Source organism: Corynebacterium pelargi, assembly GCF_014635485.1.
GTDB lineage: Bacteria > Actinomycetota > Actinomycetes > Mycobacteriales > Mycobacteriaceae > Corynebacterium > Corynebacterium pelargi.
Genome location: NZ_BMCX01000003.1, coordinates 187781 through 208290, shown reverse-complemented (window position 1 = coordinate 208290; position 20510 = coordinate 187781). Strand labels below are relative to the sequence as shown.

11 protein-coding genes and 1 pseudogene are annotated in these 20510 nt (G+C 57.3%); 5 read left to right on the top strand and 7 right to left on the bottom strand.

Annotated elements, in window-relative coordinates; all coding sequences use genetic code 11:
• Window positions 1-37 precede the first annotated feature (37 nt).
• The 4 genes from IEU99_RS07350 to IEU99_RS07335 form a co-directional block, all read right to left on the bottom strand.
• A complete protein-coding gene (locus IEU99_RS07350) occupies window positions 38-3715 on the bottom strand; it encodes a multifunctional oxoglutarate decarboxylase/oxoglutarate dehydrogenase thiamine pyrophosphate-binding subunit/dihydrolipoyllysine-residue succinyltransferase subunit (RefSeq protein WP_371869481.1) in 3678 nt (1225 codons plus the stop codon).
• A gap of 202 nt (window positions 3716-3917) precedes the next feature.
• Window positions 3918-7643, bottom strand: coding sequence for an ABC transporter ATP-binding protein (locus tag IEU99_RS07345; RefSeq protein WP_128890845.1), 3726 nt, complete (start codon window positions 7641-7643; stop codon window positions 3918-3920).
• Between the two features lie 445 nt (window positions 7644-8088).
• Window positions 8089-8928: a hypothetical protein gene (locus IEU99_RS07340; RefSeq protein WP_128890063.1), complete on the bottom strand. Its 840-nt coding sequence runs from the start codon at window positions 8926-8928 to the stop codon at window positions 8089-8091.
• A 412-nt stretch (window positions 8929-9340) separates the two neighbouring features.
• Entirely contained in the window at window positions 9341-10150 is an 810-nt protein-coding gene (locus IEU99_RS07335) for a shikimate 5-dehydrogenase (RefSeq protein WP_128890062.1), read from the bottom strand.
• Here IEU99_RS07335 and IEU99_RS07330 point away from each other — a divergent pair.
• From IEU99_RS07330 to IEU99_RS07320, 3 genes and pseudogenes are all read left to right on the top strand, one after another.
• Window positions 10149-11741, top strand: a pseudogene (locus IEU99_RS07330) (carboxylesterase/lipase family protein); the annotation flags it as partial. The gene IEU99_RS07335 and the pseudogene IEU99_RS07330 overlap by 2 nt on opposite strands.
• A 575-nt stretch (window positions 11742-12316) precedes the next feature.
• Entirely contained in the window at window positions 12317-13216 is a 900-nt protein-coding gene (locus tag IEU99_RS07325; RefSeq protein WP_128890060.1) for a (2Fe-2S)-binding protein, read from the top strand.
• Window positions 13217-13346: 130 nt separating this feature from the next.
• Window positions 13347-14141, top strand: a complete 795-nt coding sequence (locus IEU99_RS07320) for a hypothetical protein (RefSeq protein WP_128890059.1) — start codon at window positions 13347-13349, stop codon at window positions 14139-14141.
• Between the two features lie 95 nt (window positions 14142-14236).
• Here the strand turns inward: IEU99_RS07320 and IEU99_RS07315 are convergent, their stop codons facing one another.
• The gene (locus IEU99_RS07315) at window positions 14237-14731 is read right to left on the bottom strand and encodes a hypothetical protein (protein WP_128890058.1); all 495 of its coding nucleotides are present in this window, start codon (window positions 14729-14731) and stop codon (window positions 14237-14239) included.
• Window positions 14732-14845: 114 nt separating this feature from the next.
• On the opposite strand from IEU99_RS07315, the gene IEU99_RS07310 reads away from it, so the two are divergent.
• A complete protein-coding gene (locus IEU99_RS07310) occupies window positions 14846-16057 on the top strand; it encodes an MFS transporter (protein ID WP_128890057.1) in 1212 nt (403 codons plus the stop codon).
• A gap of 15 nt (window positions 16058-16072) precedes the next feature.
• Here IEU99_RS07310 and IEU99_RS07305 read toward each other — a convergent pair whose 3' ends face one another.
• Complete coding sequence (locus IEU99_RS07305; protein ID WP_229718424.1) at window positions 16073-18952, bottom strand: DUF3427 domain-containing protein; 2880 nt, start codon at window positions 18950-18952, stop codon at window positions 16073-16075.
• 4 nt (window positions 18953-18956) lie between these two features.
• Entirely contained in the window at window positions 18957-19361 is a 405-nt protein-coding gene (locus tag IEU99_RS07300) for a (deoxy)nucleoside triphosphate pyrophosphohydrolase (RefSeq protein WP_128890056.1), read from the bottom strand.
• A 227-nt stretch (window positions 19362-19588) separates the two neighbouring features.
• On the opposite strand from IEU99_RS07300, the gene IEU99_RS07295 reads away from it, so the two are divergent.
• Entirely contained in the window at window positions 19589-20503 is a 915-nt protein-coding gene (locus IEU99_RS07295) for an aldose epimerase family protein (RefSeq protein WP_128890055.1), read from the top strand.
• Window positions 20504-20510 lie beyond the last annotated feature (7 nt).

Genomic DNA, 20510 nt, shown 5'->3' with positions numbered 1-20510 from the left:
CGGGCTTTTGCCCGCCGCCTTTTTGTGTTGCTAGCGCTTAGTCTGCAAAGGCTTCGTCGAGAAGCTGTTGCTGCTCAAGCTGGTGCACCTTGGACAAACCGGTGGCTGTGGATGCCTGTGCGCGACGCGAGATGCGCTTCATCGGCAGCATATCCGGGATGAGGTTAGGCAGGTGCTCGTTCAGGAACGGCCAAGGACCTTGGTTGGCTGGCTCGTCCTGGCAGAAGCGGATCTCTTCGGCATTCGGGTAGGAATCGAAGGCATCCTTGAGGCGGTTGAAGGGGATCGGGTGCAGCATTTCGATGCGCACGATCGCAACATCGTCACGCTTATCCTTCTGGGCGCGCTTTGCCAGCTCGTAGTAGAGCTTGCCGGAGACCAGCATGATCTTCTTCACCTTGTCTACATCGCCGACGACGTTGCCATCGCGGTCGACGAAGCGAGGATCGTTGATCACCGACTGGAACTTTTTGACCTTGGTGAAGTCCTCCACCGAGGAGGTGGCGGCCTTCATGCGCAGCATCGACTTCGGGGTGAATACCACCAAGGGGCGCTTGAGGTTGCCAAGCGCATGGCGACGCAGCAGGTGGAAGTAGTTCGCCGGGGTGGTCGGCTGAGCCACGGTCATGGTGCCTTCGGCGCAAAGCTGCAGGTAACGCTCGATGCGTGCCGAGGAGTGGTCGGGGCCTTGGCCCTCGTAGCCGTGCGGCAGCAGCAAGATCACCGAGGAGGTCTGACCCCACTTGGCTTCACCGGAGGAGACATACTCATCGATGATGGTCTGTGCACCATTGGCGAAGTCACCGAACTGTGCCTCCCAAGCAACGACGGCATCCGGGTTACCGACGGAGTAGCCGTATTCGAAGCCCATGCCTGCGTACTCGGTCAGTGCGGAGTTGTACACCAGGAACTTGCCATCGCCCTTGGACTGGGCAAGCTCATTGAGGCCATTGAATTCCGCGCCGGTTTGGGGATCGTACACCACGGCGTGGCGCTGGGTGAAGGTACCGCGACGGGAATCCTCACCAGCCAGGCGCACGAGGCGACCGGAGTTTGCCAGGGAGGAGAAGGCAATCAATTCGCCCCAACCCCAGTCGATGCCGCCTTCCTTGACAGCTTCGAGGCGCTTCTTGGCCACCGGTGCCACGCGTGGGTGGAAGTTGAAGTCCTCGGGTGCTGAGGAGTAGGCCTGACCAATCTCCACCAGCTCTTCGCGGGTGATGTTGGTTTCCAGACCATGCGGCAGCTCCTGAGAAGCGGTGATGCCTTCTTGGGTTTCGAAGCTCTTCTTCTCGGCTTCCTTGACCTCGTTGAACACCGACTCCATCTGATCGTGGAAGTCCTGTGCAACGCGCTCAGCATCTTCCTTGCTCAGCTCGCCACGACCAAGCAGGTCGTCGTTGTACTGCTCACGCACGGTCTTGCGGCCGTCGATCTGCTCGTACATCAAAGGCTGGGTCATGGAAGGATCGTCGGCCTCGTTGTGGCCACGACGACGGTAGGAGATCAGGTCGATGAAGACGTCCTTGCCAAAGCGGCGACGGTACTCGGTAGCCAGGCGGCCAACCCACACCACAGCCTCAGGATCATCACCATTGACGTGGAAGACGGGGCAACCGAAGGTCTTGGCAAAGTCGGTGGCGTAGTGGCTCGAACGACCGGAATCAGGGGTGGTGGTAAAGCCAATCTGGTTGTTCACCACGATGTGCACGGTGCCACCAACGGTGTAGCCGCGAAGCTGCGCCAAGTTGATGGTTTCCGGCACGATGCCCAGGCCTGCGAAGGCGGCGTCGCCGTGCAGCAACAGCGGCATGACGGTGAAGCCATTGTCGCCCTTGTCCAAGATGTCTTGCTTGGCGCGAGCGATACCTTCCATGACCGGGTTCACGGCCTCAAGGTGCGAGGGGTTCGCGGTGAGCGACACCTTGATCTCGCCATCGCCGAACATCTGCAGGTGGGTGCCTTCTGCACCAAGGTGGTACTTCACGTCACCGGAGCCACCGGCAGCCTTGGCCTCAATGTGGCCCTCGAACTCGGTGAAGATGGTAGCCAGCGGCTTGCCCACGATGTTGAACAGCACGTTCAGGCGACCACGGTGGGGCATACCGATGACGACTTCGTCGAGGCCTTGGCCTGCGGCGGTGTCGATGGCGGAGTCCATCAGCGGGATCAGCGATTCAGCACCCTCGAGCGAGAAGCGCTTTTGACCCACGTACTTGGTTTGCAGGAAGTTCTCGAAGGCCTCGGCGGCGTTGAGCTGCTGCAGAATGTACTTCTGCTCTGCCTGGGTGGGCTTGGGCATACCGGCCTCAAGGCGATCCTGCAGCCAGGTGCGCTCGTCGCGGTCGAGAATATGCATGTACTCGGAGCCGACCTTGAGCGTGTAGGCGGCGCGCAGACGCGAGAGCACCTCGCGCAGCGTCATGGTTTCCTTGCCACCGAAACCACCGACGTTGAAGGTGCGGTCGAGGTCCCAGAGGGTCAGGCCGTGGGCGCCAATTTCAAGGTCGCCGTGGTCCGGTACCGGCATGCCGGGCTGCTGCCACTTCAGCGGGTTGGTATCGGCAATGAGGTGACCACGCGAGCGGTATGCCTCGATGAGCTGCATCACGCGGGTGTTCTTATCAATGCCGGTGTTGGGAAGATCCTGAGCCCAACGCATCGGGGAGTAGGGGATCTCCAGCGATTCGAAGATCTCATCCCAGAATGCATCGTCGATAAAGAGCTGGCTCATGGTGCGCAGGAACTCACCCGACTCAGCACCCTGGATGATGCGGTGATCATAGGTGGAGGTGATGGTAACGAGCTTGCCCACGCCAAGCTGTGCCAGGCGGTCGGTAGAAGCACCAGCAAACTCTGCCGGGTAATCCATGGAGCCAACACCGATGATGGCGCCTTGGCCCTTGGTCAGGCGAGGCACGGAGTGGCGGGTACCAATGCCACCGGGGTTGGTAAGCGAAATGGTCACGCCGGAAAAGTCATCCATGGTGAGCTTGCCCTTGCGCGAGCGAGCCACGATGTCTTCGTACTTCTCTACGAATTCGCTAAAGGAAAGCGTCTCGCACTGCTTAATGGCAGCCACCACGAGGGCGCGGGAGCCATCTTTTTGCACCAGGTCGATAGCAAGACCCAGGTTGATGTGCTCAGGGTTGTTCACGGTGGGCTTGTTGTTTTCCACCGAGTAGTTGGCATTCATCACCGGGTGGGCCATCACGGCCTTGACCATGGCGTAGCCAATGATGTGGGTGAACGATACCTTGCCACCATGGGTGCGCTGCAGGTGCTCGTTGATGATGGCGCGGTTTTCAAACATCAACTTCACCGGCATATCGCGCACGGAGGTCGCGGTTGGAATCTCCAGCGACTCATCCATGTTCTTTGCGATTGCCTTAAACACACCCTTTAAGGCGGTGGAACCTGCCTCGGGGAGTTCGCCTGCGCGATCAAGCGGAGATGCCTTGCGTTTTGCTGCCTTCTCGGAGGAGCGACGCTCTTCTTCTTTGGCTGCGCGGGTATTGAGATCCGCGTTTTGGGCTACTTCTTCCAGCTTCTTCGGCTGGGTGAGGTTGGCCTTTTCTTCGCTTGCCTTCGGGGCGTTGGCATTGGCCATGGTCGTGGCCTGAGAGGTTGCGGACTTCGGTGCACCTTGAGTCTCAAAAAGCTTGCGCCACTCCGCGTCGACGGAATTGGGGTCTTTTTGGAACTGCTGGTACATCTCATCTACCAGCCACTGGTTTTGGCCGAACGTACTAGCGCTGCTCACGGCAGATGCTCGCCTCATTTCTTTGTGAGTTTTCTAACGTCTAATCACACTGTAATAGCACTTTGCTTACTACAGGCTAGCGGTTTTTTGTGTTGAGGTCAGAAACTTGCCCAACAAGTTGTTTTCCAGGGGTTTGAGGGGTTGTGCGCTGTGGCTATGCGCGCTCATTTTGAGCACGCTGATCACCCCACATGCCCGCATAGATACCCCCGAAAGATAGGAGCTGCTCATGTGTGCCGTCTTCTACGATGCGGCCATGATCCATCACGATGATGCGGTCTGCGCGTTCAGCAGTAGCCAAGCGGTGGGCGACAATCACTGAGGTTCGCTGCTGAGTAAGCCGCTGCGAAGCCGACAAAATGGTGGCCTCACTGGCCGGATCCAAGGTAGCGGTGGCTTCATCCAGCAGCAGCATATGAGGCGCACACATCTCTGCACGGGCAAGGGCAATCAGTTGGCGTTGGCCAGAAGAAAGGCCGCGGCCACGTTCACCCACCCTGGCCTCAAAGCCACCTGGAATCGCGGCTATGGCATTGAGCGCGCCGACTCTGCGTGCAGCATCGGTGATGGCTTCGCGGCTTGCTCCTGGCATGCCATAAGCGATGTTGTCTCCCACGGTGGTGGCAAACAGGTGCGCTTCTTGGGGCACAAAGCCAATGCCTTGGCGCCAGGGTCGAAGTTGGAATTCGCGGATATCCGTCTCACCAGCGCGCACCGCACCGGCGGTGGGGTCGTAGAAGCGCTCGATCAGCTTCACCAGGGTCGATTTGCCCGCACCGGTAGGTCCTACCACCGCAACGGTGCTACCGGCGTTGATGTGCAAGTCGAGATCCTTACTTACCGTCGGGCCTTGATCGCTGTAGGCAAAATCGACGTGATCTAAGTGGATATCGCGCTGGTGTGCGCCCACCGGGTCTGTGGTGCCCCGATCTGCCACCTTCACCTTGGTGGCAAGCAGCGCGGAGATGCGGCGGAAACCGACTTGGGCTTGCTGGTAGGCATCGAAGACCTGGGAGAGGTGCTGGATGGGTTGGTAGAGACGGTCGAGGTAGAGCAAGAACGCAACCAACACGCCGGCAGGTAAGTTGCCGGAGGCGACCATGCCGGCGCCAACAAAGAGCACGCCTGCTTGGGCGATTTCGCTTAACGCATTGATGCCAGGGAAGTACAAGGCCACGGCCATTTGTGTGCGGATCCTTGTGCGCCGGTAGGCATCTGCCTGGGTGGCAAAGCGATCGAGGGTATCGGCTTCGATCCTGTGAAGCTGAGCGGTGCGAAGCCCCGCCATGGATTCTTGGAACAAGGCATTGACTTGGCTGATTTCCTCGCGTGCGCGGGTATAGAGCCTGGAAGAAATCCTGCGGAAGATCACCGTGGCGATCACGATGATGGGCACACCAAGCAGCGCGATCAGCGCCAGGGTGGGGCTGGTGATGCCAAGGAGCACCAAGATGCCGACGATGGTGCTCAGCGCCACCACTGAGGCTGCAAGACCCGTTTGTAAGAAGGTATTGAGCGCCTCGATGTCGGTGGTCATGCGCGTCATGATCGTGCCCGACATGGTGGTTTCAAAGTAGTTCATGGAAAGACGCTGCAGATGAGCATAGGAACGCACGCGCAGCTCATAGAGCAAGCGTTCACCGGTGCGCGCTGTGAGCACGGTGGTAGCAATGTCGGCGATCCAGGCAATGAGTACGACCACCAAGCCGATCACGGTGATCTTCCACAGCACCCCGGCGTCTTGATGGTTCACGCCACGGTCGATGGCAGCGCGCACCAGGGTGGGGATGGCAAGGCCTGCTGCAACACCTACGACATAAAGGCCAATCACGAACAACACCAACCAGCGCACGGAAGCAAAGAGCTGATGCGCGCTCATCTTTGGCAGCGGCTCGCGCAAGTGCGGTCCGGCATTCGGTGGGGTTTCTGTTGCTGCAGGCAGCGCATCGACGCGGGCGAGCAGCGCCGGTGTTGCTGGCATGGATGCCGCAGCGCCACCTCCGCCGCCACGACCGCCCCTACCGCCGGCCGCGGGATTGGCGCCGGCTTGCTGGGAGGCTGCGCGCGTGGTGGCCCGAGAAATACTCAAGCGGGCATCTTGGTGCTGAACTTTTGGCCACAACTGTGACGTTGGGGGTTCTTCGCCATCGTCGAAGGGCAGGGGATTGGATTCATCCACCGGGGCTTGGCAGGCCACATCCATCAGGTGTGCAAAACGCGCATTGCGCCGCATATCGGCCTCGTTGCCGGTGGCGATGACGCGGCCTTCGTCGACAAGCGAAACTTCATCGGCGAGCGCGAGGGTGGAGTGACGGTGCGCCACGGCGATGACGGTGACATCTTCCAGGGCTTCTTGGAGGCCGCGGAAAATTGCGCGCTCGGTGCTCGCGTCGATGGCTGAGGTGGCGTCGTCAAGCAGCAGAATTTTCGGCTCTTCGAGCAGTGCGCGGGCAATGGCGATGCGTTGGCGCTGCCCGCCGGATAAGGTGAGGCCGCGTTCGCCAATGACCTGGTCAAAACCATCGGGTAGATCCAGGATGAAGTCTTCTGCCTGAGCAAGACGTGCTGCGCGACGAAGCTGCTGCTCGCTGACCTGCTTGCCCATGGTGATGTTGTGGCGAACCGAGGCGGAGTAGAGGAATGGTTCGTCAAAGACGCAGGTGATCACCTTGCGAATGTCCTGGCGGCGACAATCGCGCATATCCACCTCGCTGTCACCGCGAAGCGTGATGCGCCCGGCATCTGGGGCATAAAAGGCGCTGAGCAACTGCATTGCCATGGACTTTCCCGAACCGGCAGGGCCTACCAGCACCTGGGTGCTACCGGGTGCCACATCCAAAGAAAAGCCCTGAAGGATCTGCTGGGAGCCTAAAGAAAACTCCACATTGTCCATGCTGATACCAAGCGGGCCTTCGGGCACTGCTTGCGCAGGGCTGGGATCTGGGTTGGCGGGGCGCAATTCAAGAATGTCGAAGACGCGATCCAAAGAACTCAAACCCAATTGGATCTGCACCATCATGCCCGCCAGCATGGACACCACGGCTGTCAGGGAGGTGAGGTAGGCGGAAAACGCCAGGAAAATACCGATGGTGATGGTGCCTTGCATGGCAAGCCAACCGCCCACACCAATGCCGATGACCAAGGCCACGGTGGGAAGCTGCTGGACCAAGGGCTTAAAGCGAGCCGTGAGCCTTGCTGCTCGAATTTGTTCGCTATAGACGCGGGTGCTGAGCTTTTCTAGCTTGGCTACTTCGCGCTCTTCCTGGGCGAAGGCCTTGACTACGCGGATACCGCTGACGGTTTCTTCGATGTGGGTGGCAAGGTTGGCTACCTGTTGTTGGGCAGACCAGGTGGCAGCAAACAGCGTTTTGCGGGAGCGAAGCGAAAGCCAGATCAGCAAGGGGATGATCGGAACGGCGATCAAGAGCAGCAGCGGGGAGATCCAAGCGATGATGCCTAAGGTAATCAGCACTTTGAGCATGTGGCCTGCCACCAAGGGCAGCATGGCCACCATGGCCTGGACGAGGTTGAGATCAGAAATAGAGCGCGACACCACCTGGCCGGTGCGCAATTCGTCTTGGCGTGGGCCGTCAAGCCGCTGAAGGGTGTCGAGGATATCAACGCGAAGCTGGTGCTGGAAGGTATTCGACATCACCCCGGCAATGAAGCGGCGGCTGAATTGGAAGAGGTAACGCCCGAGGGCAACGGCAACTAGCAGCCAGACCACCGTGTGGACTTCCGCGTCGATGGCGCCGGTGGCGGCATCCACGGCGGAACCGGTGATCAGCGGGATGCTCACATCGAAGGCCGTGACCAAGAAGGTTGCGGCGATGGCGATCGCCAGTGTGGTTGGTTGTTGCCTGAGCTTGTGCCACAGCATGCGTGCACGTTGTGTACCGCTGCGTGAGCGGCGATCATGCGGGCTGCCGTGGGGTTTGCCCTGTGGCCTTTGTGGCGGCTTGGCCGTGGTGTGTGGCTGTGTGTTCACGGTTCTCCCAACGCCGTGTGTGCTGTGGCTTCAGGCCTCGAATGCTTGAAGACGCTATATGTTCGAGGCTAGTGCTTGAGCCGAGATTCTCTAAAGATACGCCGTATAAGCAGCAAAAGCCCCGCATGTTCCAGTACTGCCTTGGAAGCAATGCGGGGTGCAAATAGTCCGAGCCCTAGCCCTAGAGCCCTAGCCCTAGAGCCCTTGCCCTAGCCCTGGTGGGGTTTAAACGCAGCATGAACGCCGGGCGATACCAGGACAGCGATGCTCAGACGCCGGCACTGGGGTACCGACACTGAGTCACCAACACTAGGGCGCTGACACTACGACACTCGGACTAGGAATCTTGCTCAGTCTCGGATTCGTTGCTGCTGATGGTTGCCTTGGGCTCTTCGATGGAACCTTCGGCAGGTGCTGGGGTATCGAATTGCTCAGGGGCAGGGCCTAGCGCCTGCTGAGTGTTTTCAATGACGCGCTTGGCAATCTTGCGGTTTGCCACAGTACCGATGACCACACCGATACCCAGCGGCATGATCTTGCCCATCCAGGAGTACTTCAGGCGCTTGGTAACTTGCTTGAGTGCCAGCTTGGTCATGCGGTTATTGACCTTGGTGACGTTGCGGGCAGACATACGAGAAAGGGCAGCAACGGAGCTGGTGGCGCCGATGGAAGCGTCGACAAGCGCGGAGCCTTCGGAACCCAAAATGGCGATGAGGATCAACGACTTCCTGCGCTCGGGATCGCGCACATCGCCGCCACGCAGGTAGCCGGAGGCCATGGTGTAGAAGGCGGCCGCATCCAAGAAGGCCAGGGATTCCGCGGCAATGGCGGCTGCACCGGTGAAGAAGCCAACACCGGGTACGGCAGCGGCACCACCTGCGCCGGCACCAGTGCCGGTGACGAGCATCTTGAAGTGCTTGTCCATCTTCTGCTGGATCTGCTCAGGCGTGGCGTCTTGGTTCTTCGAACGCAGCCACTCCACATAATTGACGATGGCAGAAGACTGCATCTTGGCAGCGCGATCGAGGGTGCGCAGCAAGGCCTTGCCGGTAGCGCCGGAGTTCTCGGCCAGGGTGTCCAGATCGGCGTTATCGAGATCAGCGTCGGCCGTGTTGTCTTTCTTACTAAACAAGAAGCGGTCGCCTACTTTAGAGGCGGCTTTTTTAAAAATGCCCATGGGTTTTCCTTTATCTCTTTAACTGTTCGTTGTAGCTTTCAGTGCGCAGTGTGTGGATACCAGTGGCAATTGGTCGGCGTTGCCGTCTTTGGATGTTCAAGCTGAGCAACGGGGATATTGCGGGCGGTATCACAGGGCGCTTCGCACGAGATATAAATGTATATTAATTAGTCCGTTGCTGAGCAACCCAAAAGTGCTTTGGGCGGAAACTGTAGTCAAACTGTTATCAGTGGCCTGAGCTTTGATGCCCAGGCCGACTGGCTCGACGCACCCCCGCATCGCTACATCGCGAGCCACAATGCAGCGCCACACCGCCCCTGTCACCCCAAGCGTTCACCCCACAGACTGCACGCGCGGACTGCACGCGCCATTCCTTCCGCGCCGTTACTGCCCCGCTTTTCCTGCCCCGCCTCTATTGCTGCGCGTAGGCCTCAGCCTGATCCACCGCCTCCGCAGAAGGCTCCACCCCGGTGTAGAGCTTGAATTGCTCCGCTGCCTGCAAGGCCACGACTTCTCCGCCGTGGATGATTGCCTTGCCGGCTCGTTCGGCGGCACGGATCAGTGGTGTGTGAACAGGGTAGGCCACCACATCGAAGATGACGCTCGCGCGTTCTACGGCTTCATCGCTAAAGGCTTGAACGTTCTCATGCTCGCCGTGCATGCCAAGGGGCGTGACGTTTACCAGAAGCTGTGCATCTTCTGGCACCTCAAGGCTGTGCTCCCAGCCGTATCGTTGCGCAAGGGCTTGGCCGGTTTCTTCATTGCGGGCAACCACAACACCGCGCATCCCGTGATCGGCAAGCGCTGCAACCACCGCGTTGGCCATGCCGCCGGAGCCTCGAACAGCCACGCGAAGCCCAGGATCAACGTCATGGGAACGCAGCAATGAGGCAACGGCAATGTAGTCGGTGTTATAGCCACTTAAGAGGCCATCATCATTGACGATGGTATTGACTGCGTTAATCCTTTCCGCAGATGGATCGAGTGCGTCAATCAACGGGATCACGTCTTGTTTATATGGCATCGACACGGCAGCCCCGCGAATATCGAGGCCTCGAACACCGGCGATAGCGGCGGTGATATCCACGGGCGCTACGGCTTTATACAGGTAGTTGAGCTGGTAGTGATCAAAAAGCCAATTATGAAAGCGCACGCCGTGGTTTGAGGGGCGCGCGGCAAGCGAGATGCACAGGACTGTTTCACGGTCGACGATGTTCACCATGTGCCCTACTGTAGAACACATGGGTGCGTCGACAAGCAATGAAGCACACCCCGACCTCGTTGTCTCTACGACCTCGGGGCTTGTAGGGGGTATTCGGCTTGCCGACGAAACATCTGGGGTCACAGTACAAACGTGGCGGGGCATTCCTTATGGGGGAGATACCGGCGGCAGCAGACGTTTTCGCGCACCACACCCCGTAGTGCCCTGGGACGGTGTGCGCGATTGCAGCGAATACGGGCCGGTGGCGGCACAGCCTTCACTCGGACCAAGCGATAAGGTCCGCGGCAGCGAAGACTGCCTGCACCTCGACGTTGTGCGCCCCGATACCGACACCACCTTGCCGGTAGTGGTTTACTTCCACGGCGGCTCTTTTATTTTCGGATCCTCCCACGAACAAATCCTGCGCGGCCATGCCTTAGCAGAGGCCATGGACGTGGTGTATGTATCCATTAATTTCCGCCTCGGCGTGCTGGGCTATCTGGATATGCGCTCCCTTGGCCAGGATTGTGAGGCCAACCCGGCGGTGCTGGATCAGCTCTTGGCGCTGAAATGGGTGCAACGCAATATCGCAGCCTTCGGCGGAGATCCCGACAACGTCACCATCATGGGAGAATCCGCCGGCGGTGCCGCAGTGCTTACCTTGATGTGCGTGCCCGCAGCCGCCGGGCTTTTTGCCAAAGCCATTGCCCAATCACCACCGCTTGCAGCCATTCACTCCTCGGTGCAGGCACAGTTTTGGGCCTCTGAATTACAACGAAGGCTCGGGTTGGAAGATGCCGGGCTCGATCAACTCAGACAGGTGGACGCAGCCGACTTGGTGCGCGCCGGGCAAAAGATGCTGTGGCGCACCGGCGAGCTGATCCAGATGAATACCTGCTTTGGCCCGACCGTAGATCAGCGGGTAATATTCGAACACCCCCTGGAGGTATTTGCCCAAGGCTTGCAGCACAAGTTGCCCCTGTTAATCGGCACCAATGGGGATGAGACTTCCTTTACTAAGGCCTTCTATTTACGCTCTGCTGCCCGCACCAGAGCAGCCAGGCGCATGTTGGAGTCCTTCGATCCAGCCGGCACCGACCTTGTGCTGCATATGTATCAAAACGCCCAACGCCGCAGCGACTTTGCCGATCTATTATCCGACGCCATCTTCTGGGCTCCGGCAGTCCATGCCGCAGGAGCGCACGCGCAGGCAGCAAATACGTGGATGTATCGCTTTGATTTCACCCCACCGACCATGCGCTGGCTAGGGCTTGGTGCCTGGCACTCCATGGAATTAACGCCGCTGTTTGGAGACCTCAAAGCAGCCAAGACTTCCAAGCTGCACATTGGTGGGCGTGCCGATTTAGAGCTGTTAAGCCAGAGCATGCAGCGGCTATGGTCACGCTTTATCCACTATGGCAACCCGGGACGTGAGTGGCCGCGCTACCGCAGCCCAGATGATCTGCACCCTGGGCGAGCCACGTTGATTTTCGACCGCGAACTCCACGTCAGCTATGACCCTCGGGCGGCGTTTCGCCGGGTGTGGGAACGCTACGACATGACGCAGTGGGGCATCGGTAGACCTGAGATTATGCAAGCCCTCGGCCTTGAGCCCGTGGAACCACTTGAGCCACTCGCCATTAGTGCTACGTCCCAGGCCCTTGCTTCGACGGCAGACGGCACGCAGCAGGACCAAAGCTCCCATGACAAGGCTTCGCCGGAAGATTCCGCGCAGGCACCAAAACTCCAGGCCAGATCTTTTGCCAGCCGACAGCGCCTAGCCAAGGTGCGGCACAGCCAGGCAACAAAGCCGCACGGCGAAGCACCAAGCAACCACAGCGAGGTGCCCAACAGCCACAGTGAGGTGCCGAACAGCCACAGCGAGGTGCCCGGCCCGCAAGACGGGCTTGAAGCCGAGGCTGAGGCGAACATAGCGGAGTTGAGAAAAGCCGAGGCAGCGGCAAAGAAGGCGGAGCGCAAAGCGGCAAAAGCTGAGCGTAAAGCTGCGAAAGCTGAACGCAAGGCCGAAAAGGCAAAACGTAAAGCTAAAAAGGCCCAGCGCGAAGCGCAGAAACAAAAGCGCAAGGTGCTTGCGCACCATGGAAGTGCGATACCTTTGAGGGTGAAAGCACAGCCTCAGGTGCTGCCGGCGAAGAAGAAGCATCGCAAGAAGAAAGACCGAAAGCAATGAGTACCTCTACTGTTAGTGATGAGCGCCTTGAGCGAGCCATTGGTCGGCTGCTTGCACAGCATGAACGCTTCAGCCCGAGTATCAATCCGGATGCGAGCGATCCCGCCGGCGTCGTGGCTATTGATAGCGCGCAGCTAGGGGAGAAGACCTGCGTTGATGCAGCGATCGCCCAGTGCCGAGCCATCTTTAGCTTGGAGAAGCCAAAGCACACTGCCCAGCTTTGGCTTTATACATTGCTTGGAGATCTCGCAGCCCCTTCGGTGCATTTGATGGTGGAAGAAGACGTGGTGCCGGACTTGGATCTTCGCAGCGGGGAGTTGTTTCGCAGAGACGGCGATTTCTGGTTCGGTTACCGCCCTACCCGCCAGGCCAGCAGTGTGGAAGCCTCGGCTAAAGGCCTTGGTCTTAGCCTTGCAGGATTGGTGGCTGCACTATGTTCGCAACTAGATCTTCGGCCTGCGCCGTTATGGTCTGTCATTGCAGATGGGTTGATTCAACCGGCGATTGGCGCTGGCAATCAGGCGTTTGAAACTGCCCGTGCCTTCGAGGTGGCCCAGCAGTTGCGCGAAGGATTATTGCAGGGAGCCAATGAGGGTGCTGTTGCATTGAGCGAGCTTGAAGCTGAATCTGCAGCGGGCAATGGCGACGGTGATGCTGCACGCCAGCAAGTGACCCTGCCGCCGCTTCGCGTGGATGCTGTAGAAGACGGCCAACTTATCCAAACGGCAGTGCCTGAGTTGCTTGCTTCCGGTGAGGAGCCGGAGTATTTGCTTGCCCACCGCAGTTCTTGTTGCATGATTTATCATTCGCCGAATGCTGGGGTGTGTACTTCCTGCCCGCATCAAGACCGCGAACAGCGCATCGCGGGGCAGTTGGCGGCGCTACAACCCTGGTAGTGCCCGCTGCTCATGGCGGCTTGATTGTTCTAAAGCATTCCGCTGAGCAAAAGGCTAGGCTTAGGCCAAGGTGATGGTTTCAATAGGTAAACCAGGCCTTTGGTCTAACTTCTTCGTGGAAGGGCAAAACATGAGTTTCTTTGAAGACATCGCTGCTGCGCTGGATGCGGAGGGGATTGAGTCCCGCGTAAACGACGAGGTGATGTTTGTACCTATTACCTCTGATGTGGAAATTCAGTTTGTAGAGATCGACCCGATCATGCCCGCGGCCAATGTCTATATTGCTGCATCGACTGGCCCGGAAGAAGATGTGGATTTTGAGGCCGCGTTGGTCTCGGTGGTCTTTTCTTTGGAAGACGCTGTGCGCACGGTGGCTGAGCACGTCGCCACCGATCAAGTGGTGACGATTCTTCGCGATTTGCTGGAATCTACCGATGAGCGCATCGCTGATCTGACCTTCCTGCAGGATCCGATGGATCCGAGTGTGGTGATCGCTGAGGTGGCGGATAACTCCCAGTTGATCGTGGAAGTTAGCGTTGAAGATGCCGAGGCGGTAGCGCACGTCAGTTTTGTTACTTTGGGCGCGGAGTTCGAAGAGATGGTTGGCGAGGCGGTGGATAACCTGTGGGATCTGGAAGATCCTGAAGATATCACCGACGAGGAGCGCGAACGCATCTTCTACGAGGCCGCCGCAGAAATCGGCGCCATGACGGAGGAAGTGCTCGAGCTTGGTAGCTTTAGCGATCCCGATCGACTCTTTGATGTGCTCTCTTTGGCCGCGGATCATGCCGAGGATTGGGAGTCGCAGCTTATACCGCTTGATGATCTCGATGATGAGCCCGAGGTCTATGACATCTTTGGCGAAGATGATGAAGATTTCGAGGACGATCTCGAAGACGAAGACGACCTCGAAGAAGAGTCTTAACAACCCCGCCACGCGACAACCCCTTCACACGCAGTGTGTGCGCCCCCGCGCTTTTGGTCTTAAGCCCAAAGGCGATGGGGGCTTTTTAGGTGGTGTTATGCCGCTTGGGCAAAAGCGGCAAACAGCGAGGCAGGGGAGTGCAGGGCTTGGCCTTGGGCATCGGTGATCCACAAAAATGTGGGGGTGTATTCATCGCTGAGTGCGTGGACGCAGCCTGCGTTGGCTTCGCCGACGATTCCGCGCACCCATGCCTCGGCTAGAACAGGAGATACTTCCTGGCCTTGGCGGCAAGAAAACCTTAAGGCCAGTACATAGGCCGGTCGGCGATGTTCGCCGTAGCCTCGCACTCTGGCTTGAACATTTGGGCCAACTCTTCTTCGGGTTATGGCAACGCGAAGTCCGTGGGCAGACGTTGGTGGATCAAGGGCGATAATCGGTGGCCGCCAAGAGGCCTGGGGGCGCGCTAAAGATCTTGGGTGGCGGATAATGCTTCGGATCTTGGCCAGCGTATCGGTGTGTTGCTGTTCAATCACCGCGCATGCGGTGGCGATGTCGGTGGTGAAGGTACTGCTGTGGTGTTGATTGTTCATGCTGTGCATGGTGGTGAATATAGCCAGCACCCTCCGATTCGCCGGGCTATACATAGAACACATGTTCTATTCTGTGCTGTAGGGTTGGGCACCTGCAGAGCTTCAGTTCTTAGTATGGGTATCCTGAGTCGAGTGATACGCCAAGCCAATACTCCGCGCACCAAAATCCCCCACGAAATCTGGATTCTGGTGATGGCCGCCTTTATCATCGCCATCGGCTTCGGCATTATCGCCCCAATCATCCCGCAATTCGCTGCGAGCTTCGGTGTTGGCATGGCGCTCGCCGGCGCGGTGGTATCGGTATTCGCCGCCACTCGCCTCATCTTTGCCCCAGTGTCGGGTTCGCTTGTCGACGCCATCGGCTCGCGCAAGGTCTACCTCACAGGGTTATTTACCGTCGCCATCGCCACTGGCTTTGTTGCCGTAGCGCAAGCCTATTGGCAGATCATCGTCCTAAGAGCCATCGCAGGTTTCGGCTCCACCATGTTCACGGTGTCTGCCATGGGGTTGATTATTAAACTCTCGCCACCTGAAATCCGTGGGCGAGCATCCTCGGCCTATGCATCGGGCTTCCTCTTCGGCAATATCCTCGGCCCGGTCATCGGCGGTGCCCTCGCCTCGCTCGGCATGCGCATCCCCTTCATCATTTATGCCGTGACCGTGATCCTGGCGGCCTGCGTGGTGTGGTGGCGCATGCCCTCGAATATCGGGGCAGTACCAAAAGGCGAGAAGAAACTGCCCACCATGCGCTTTGCGCAGGCCTTCGCAGATTCTGCTTATCGCGGCACCTTAATCAGCGGCTTTGCCAATGGCTGGTCGAATTTCGGCGCCCGCATCGCCGTTGTGCCGCTGTTTTGTGCCGCCACCTTTAGCAATGGCGCTGCCATCGCAGGTTTCGCGCTCACCGCTTTTGCTGCGGGCAACGCCTTCGCCCTGCAGTTTTCCGGGAAACTTGCCGACTCGATTGGCAGGAAGCCGGTGCTCATGGCCGGGCTTGCCATCAATGGTGCCTTCACCGCCGCTTTGGGCTTTAGCGGTGAAGTATGGGTGCTGTTGCTGCTTTCAGCGCTCACCGGCGCGGGCGCAGGCTTTTTGAACCCAGCCCAGCAGGCCGTCTTGGCCGATGTGGTGGGCAATGACAAGTCCGGCGGCAAGGTGCTGGCGAATTTCCAGATGTCTCAAGACTTCGGCTCGATTCTCTCGCCCATTGCCGTGGGCTTGACCGCTCAACACTTCGGTTTCCCCGCGGCCTTCATCCTGTGCGGCGTGATCACAGCAATCGCCCTGGTGTACTGGATCTTCGCAAGAGAAACGCTGGAAAGCTAGGGGCGTCCTGGCTGACTATGCATCAATCATCTCTCCGTTGGCTGTGAAGTAACGGAACATTTCATCGCTTAAGGGAACTTCAAGCGATAGATCGATTTGCACAATATCGACTCCACCTTGGCCGGAGGCTTGTTTTTCCTGTCGGGCGGATTGAGTAAACACGTCTCCTAGGTAATAAAACTCTTCCTTATCGTCCTTACTTCTTTGGGCAAAAAGGAGAAGCCGATAATCTCCGGACAGGATCCTTTTCACCTCCGGTGTAGAGATGCGGCGTCTAGACCTGGTGTACCACTTGAGTAAGTCATGAGATAAGAATTCATCCCCATAGGACGTTTCTTCGCTGAATCGATGGTCTTTGCGGTAGGTGACAAAGATCGGAATCGTCATGGTTTCCTGGTCCGCGGCATACCCAAAGAACGTCTCACTTTTGTCTTTTGAGTAGTTCAGCAGACGAGCGATTTCTCTGCGAGAATAGCGCTCTTCGTAGATCAATGTATCGGCGTTGTTGAAGGATTGCTCGGAGATGAGTAATCCCGTTTCGACGATATCTCTGATGTCTTGTGCGAAGGTCTCGTCTTCCATGCAGGTGATGAATAAGTCGTTGAGACGAAGCATGTCCCTGTCGCGTTGGACGGGTGGAGTATCGCCAAAAATCGGCTTTGCGTAGAAACTAAAGTCCAGAACCCTGTAGGTGCTTTCGAGAAGTTGAGGATTTTGGGAGAGAGATTTTCTCGCTAGCAGAGTCTCAAATTCGACGGAACTGAGCTCACCGTGATCGAGCAAGCCTTGCATCAATAGCAACTCGTGTGGGCGCTTGCCCGGAAGTAATTCCTTGGAAAAGAAATACAGGAAGTTAGCCTGAGCCTCATTCGGTGGGGTGGGGCGAAGCCCAATTTTGTACAAAACGTCCCAGTAATTCTTGAGGCTGCCGGTTGTGTTTGCGAGCGTGACGGGATCGATGCTGTCTCTCAACGCAAAATCGATGAGTTTTGGCACGCGATTGAGCCGATCTTGCATCGCGAGGATTTCCTTCTTTACCTCTTTTAAATGATGCAGCGGGGCACTGTCGATTGACTTCAGAATTCTTTCTTCAGCAATCTGATCGAAATTGATGCTGGAAAGTCCGGCGATGGAATTATCGCCCTTGGTCGCAACCACACCTCGTTTTATGCGTCCAGTTTTTCGGCCTTGCTCTCCCATTAACGCCAGTGGGATGAGGTAGTTGTTTTTGTAATTGCCAATGAAGTCGATGACTCGAAGGTGGTCTTTGTTTTTAGCTTTCCTTAGACCACGCCCGAGTTGTTGGATGAAAATAATGGCCGACTGAGTAGGCCGAAGCATCACGATCTGATTGACCGCGGGAATGTCGACACCTTCGTTGAAGATATCGACTGTCAAGATGTAATCGAGTTCCCCATCTTCGAGTCGTTGAACGGTGCGGTTGCGGTGTTCAATTGAATCGTCGCCGCTGAGCGTTGCAGTGCGAAGTTTTCGCCCATTCAGTTCTGAACCGTTGAGGATTTCCGAAAGTTTGGCTGCTTCTTCTTTTCTACTGCAAAACATCAGACCGCATACGCCGTCGGCGTGTCCGTAGGTCCTTAGCATTTGGAGCACATATTTGACGCGTTCTTCAGCCACGAGACGTGATAGATCGGTGTGTTCGTCGACGGAGTCTGTACCGGAAAAGCTGTAGTCGGTTACGCCGTAGTAGTGGAACGGCACGAGCATTCGAGCTTCCAGGGCCTTTGTCAGACGAATCTCGTAGGCAACGTTGTAATCGAATAACTCGAACACATTGAAGCCGTCGGTACGTTCAGGGGTTGCCGTGAGGCCAAGTAAAAATTTTGGTTGAAGTGTTTCGATGAGCTTGACGTAACTCTTTGCTCCTGAACGGTGCACTTCGTCGACGATGACGTAATCGAACGCCTCAGGATCAATAGATTCGAGCACCCCGGCACTATTCAGCGACTGGACTGAGGCGAACACATAACGGCGATCAAGTTCTTTGTACTTGCCCACAAACAGCCCGAGTTCGTTGTCTTTGCAGCCCAAGACCCGCTGAAATTCAGATTGTGCCTTTTCCAAAATCTGCTGGCGGTGAGCGATAAAGAGCATACGTTTCGGCTTGGCCGCGCGAACGGCCAACGCGGCCAAGATCGTCTTACCTGTACCGGTAGCCGAGATAACTAGAGCGCGGCGGTTGCCGGCTGCCCGGATCTTTTCAATATTGTCGAGTGCCTCGCTTTGCATCGGGTTTGGCAGAATGCGTCCACGGGGTGGCAAGGGGTCGCGGGTCGGATCCGGGAATTTTGGAGGTTGCCGTTCAGCTTCGTATTGGCGGATCCATTCCTCGCTCAGCGGAATGCACTTTTCTACTTGATGCTTTAAAAGGCGCTGCAACTGCAGCGCGATATCACCATCGGGCAGCGCGGAAAATTTCAGATTCCACTCACGGTTTTGAAGCAGTGCCTTATCCGTGAGGTTGGAGCTTCCGACGATAGCGGTGACCCCGTCCGCTTTTTCAAAAACGTACCCCTTCGCGTGGAATCCGGCGTCTAAATCGTCATGAATATAGACGTCGACGTTTTTAAGTAAACGCAGCTCGCGGAAGGTTACTGGGTCGTTAAAGTCCAAGTACCTGGAAGTGATGATCGTGCCTCGGCCTTGGAAGTTCAGCAGCGCAGTCTTCAGCAGGGCTAGCGCCGAAGATGTAATAAACGCGACCGAGAACGTGAAGCTCTTGCAATGCAGAAGCTCCTGCCTGATCGCTGCAGCCATGGTGTTGTCCTGCTCGTTGGCGATCAGCCTCGGGTGGTAGATCTGCTCGCTTGGATGAGTGTGGTTTAAGAAACCGAACGTGAGATCATCTTCAAGTGTTGTGGAAAGCGGAAACAAGGCGCTAGCCCTTCGAGGTCAGTCGCTGCTTGATCAGATTGACTGCCGGGATATCCGCTGGCGCCCAGGGGAGCAGTTCGAGTTCGTCCGGCCTAAGCCATCGCACCTCTTTGTGCTCAGTGAGCACGGGTTCCTCACCGTGCAAGGTGCAAAAATACGTCGAGAGCACAACAATGCCAAAATCGTATTCATGTTCAGTTGTGGTGAGATGTTCACCAACTTCGGCTTCAACTTTGAGCTCTTCGCGCAGTTCTCGCGCTAAAGCCTCCTCGGGGGTTTCGCCAGCCTCGATTTTCCCACCAGGAAATTCCCAATATCCGTCAAGAGCTTTTCCGCCACCGCGTTGAGCAGCCATAACGCGGTTATCTTGCAGGAATACGGCGCCGGTAACTTGAATCCGTTTTTTCAACTTGATCAGCTTTCGTTGTGATAATTACCAAGCTCGCAGCTTGATAGGTAGGAAGTAATCTAGAGCATAGTTGGTCTCGAATGAGATAGACCTTGCACCCTCTGTAGCGGTCCCGCTACCATGGGTGGTGTTGAGGTTGTCCGACGTCTGAGGGCTGGCCTAAAAGGAAGGTCACAGCCTTCTCTCCGCCGAACTGCCGCTAGAACCAGCGATTGAAAGGTTAGGCGATGGGGAAGTGTGAACCACATGTCGTGCACCTGAAGTGCGGCGATATGGCAGCAGAAATCAACACCTTAGGGGCAGGGCTGAAGTCTCTGACCTATAACGGTGACCCTCTGGTTGAAACCTACACATCTCCAAACGAGCCTCCCCTTGCCGCGGGTTTGTGGCTTGCACCTTGGCCAAACCGTACAGAAGACGGCACATTTGAATTCGAAGGCCAAGAGCACCAGCTCGACATCACAGAACCAGAGCGCAATAACGCCATTCACGGCTTCGTGCATAAGCAAGTGTGGGACGTAGTCCAACACTACGAAAACGTTGCGTCGCTGAGTTGCGAGATCGCACCGACCCAGGGTTGGCCGTGGCCCATCACCTTGAGCGTGAACTATCAGCTCAGCCCCTTCGAACTCACCGCCACGGTGATTGCCCAAACTGAAGCCCCCGAAGCCCCCTTCGCTCTTGGCTGGCATACCTACCTCAGCGCCAAAGGTGCCGAAACGGATCGATCTACCTTGAGGGTGAACGTCGAAAAGCAATTGCCATTGGATGCCAATCGCAACCTGCCATGTGGCGACCTTCAAGAGTCTGACTTAGCCAAGAAGCTTCGCCAGGGCACGAGCCTTCAAGGCGTAGTCATGGATGATTGCTTCCGCGTTGATCGTGGCTTGGTAGCCGAGCTCACCTCCGATGATGGAGGAGTGCGCATGGTCTGTGAAGACGCATTTCATTGGGCCCAGATTTTCACTCCAGACGAATCCTTCGGTGTGACGTACCCAGGGCGGGGTAGGGCAGTGGCTGTTGAACCTATGACCGCACCGCCAAATGCACTGAAAAGCGCAACGGATCTGGCCACGCTCAAACACCCGGGCCTGTTCTGCAGCACAGTGAAACTGCAGGTAATGCATCAACGGCTGAACTAGCTTGCGT